The organism is Nocardia seriolae NBRC 15557, from assembly GCF_007990715.1.
GTDB lineage: Bacteria > Actinomycetota > Actinomycetes > Mycobacteriales > Mycobacteriaceae > Nocardia > Nocardia seriolae.
Map to the genome: position 1 here is coordinate 1 of NZ_BJWY01000246.1, position 2,338 is coordinate 2,338.

Annotated in this window: 1 protein-coding gene; it reads right to left on the reverse strand. The window is 61.8% G+C overall.

The annotated features are described in order from the left end of the window. Positions 1-912 precede the first annotated feature (912 nt). Positions 913-2,121 (reverse strand): helix-turn-helix domain-containing protein, encoded by a 1,209-nt coding sequence (locus NS2_RS35455; protein WP_158544142.1) that lies wholly within the window; start codon positions 2,119-2,121, stop codon positions 913-915. Between the last annotated feature and the right edge of the window lie 217 nt (positions 2,122-2,338).

Consider the following 2,338-nt stretch of genomic DNA (forward strand, 5'->3'; position numbering starts at 1 on the left):
CGACACTAGATCCGGCAGCGTATACTGGCTGGTCAATTCTATTTGAAGGACTGGCGCGGAACTGGTTTCAGTTCCCGTGCTTGATTGGTGCTGGGTTGTAGTCCGGTTTCATCTCACCTCGTAGGTGGTCCTGTACTGGATCGGTGCTGGGCTCAGTGACGGAATCGCCCCGGTTTGTTCCGGGGTCCTTCTTCGTTCTCGGAGGAAGGGTCTCGGCGTTCGACCGCCGATATCGTGGCCGCCGAATCGCAGTTGGAAGTCTGGGCATTCAAGAAGCAGGCGAAAGCCGCTGCCAAGGCTGCCGAATAGGTCGGCCTCGGTCAGCATTGGGCCTCGCTTGTAGGTCGGCATGTCGGCCTCCGTGCTAAGTCTGGAGGTCTCGATGCGCGGTGAGAGATAGCGGGAATTGGTCACGGAATGGCGAAATTGGTATGAACCGCAACACATTCCGACCGGTATGCTTGAGCCTCATTGTCCTGACTGCATACCGCTTTGCCTGGGCGAATAGGCGATTACCAGGCTCGTATTCGCAGGTGGATACCGTATCGGATCGAGCCAACGCGCCGGACACGGAATTGCTGAAACCCAGAAGAACGCGTTAGGATTATCTCTACAGAGGGGATTTCGCGTTCTGTTCGGCGTGCCCATATCAATCTACGCTGTCCTCCATGAGCTTCATAGCGGCCGCGTGTGCGCTTGTACTGGCGGGTGTCACTGAATGACAGCCGCTGTTGTGTTCGCCGGAATCCCTACCGCTGCAGTGGCTGTGTCGGCGTGGGTGGCGAGGGTGGTCATGCTGAAAGTCGCCCTAAAGGACGTACCGCCGGAGAAACGAGCGGCGATCATCAGGGCGCTATTCGGTAGGCGAGGAAAGTAGCTCCTCGCTGCAGGAGAGGCTTTCACGTTTCCGGCTTACGCCGCGTGGACGTACGTTTGGATCGTGTCCCGCGCCTCCAGCGCGGATTGCGAGCCTGGAAAGTGCTCGTCCAACAACTCGTCCAGCTGGTTGAGCCGCTTCTTTACCCATGAGAACGAGGCGGTCATCGGCTGATTCAGGATCGGGGTCACGGCCTCGATGCTGGCGTCCAAGTCGCCGAGGCGCGCACAGGCTGTCGCCAGGTAGATGTAGGTCAGCATCTCGTCGCCGGGCGAGTTGGTTTCCTTCCAGGCGGCGATGGCTTCGTGGGAAGCCCTGATGGCTCTGCGGAGGATGATCGGATCGTTGGCCCACATCAGTGAAAACCCGTGGTAATAAAGCTGCTTTGCGGGGCTGAACCCGAACAGCGGGCCGTCGATCTCGTCGGGGCCGCAGTGATCGCGAATCCGGTCGGCCTGCTCCAGGAGGTCGACCGCTCCCCAGGAGTCGCCGAGGTTCGCGGTCGACGCGGCGAGGCCGCACAGCAAGCGCGGCTCGGCGGTGCCGGTGGAGGGGCCGACGTACTGGAGTCCCTCGATCGCAGCATTCTTGGCTGCCTTGAACTGTTTGTCGAAGCGCCAAGTGAGGGACTCGGTTCCCTTCGCCCAGGCTCGAAGCTGGTCGTGCCCGGCCTTGTCTCCGAGTTTGAAGGATGCCCGAATGTGGGCCTTCGCGGCGTCGGCTTGGCCGAGATCCAGTGTGAGATAGGCGAGTACGCCGCAGACCCGGCCAAGGGCGATGTAGAGGTCTCTGGCCGCGTCCGGTCGGTGAGCGCCCAGGCGAATCCGGCGGGACAGCTCGCTCCGGAGTTCGAGTGCGTGGCGAATCGTTTTGTCGTACGCCTCGATTCCCGAAGCTCGGGCCACCTGCACTATGTCGGTCTGGATGTCGTCGAGGTGTGCGCCGTCTGGCGCGATCAGCAACGCCTCCGACTCGCGGCGGGCTTCCTCGAGAAGCTTCTGAGTGACGGCAGCTTCGCGCCGCTCGGCTTGATCAGCGTCCCACGCGGCGACCAATTCGCCTCCGGCTATGAGGAACGCGTCGGCGTTTTCGACCCAGCGTCGATTAGTTGGGCATCGACGCCCGCCTTCGATCGCAGTAATCCAGGTGTGGTTACAGAACAGACGGCCCGCGAGTTGGCGTTGGCTCATCTGACGGGCGAGGCGGAAGCGCCGGAGGGTGGCCCCAGTCCGGTTCTGGTTCATGATCGGCAATCCTGGAGCCGTCGAGCCCATCTCTCATCGTCCCCCGTGGTGACAGATCGCGAGGTGCTGGTTTGTCACCACGGTATCCCTTCGATTGCTCTGCCGCGGGTGGTGAGCTGAATTCACCTCCGGCTGAGGCCCGGTCCTGGTCGGAGGCACCACGACTACAGGGCGACAGGAGCCGTGATGAAGTTCCGACCGACCGCCGTCGGATACC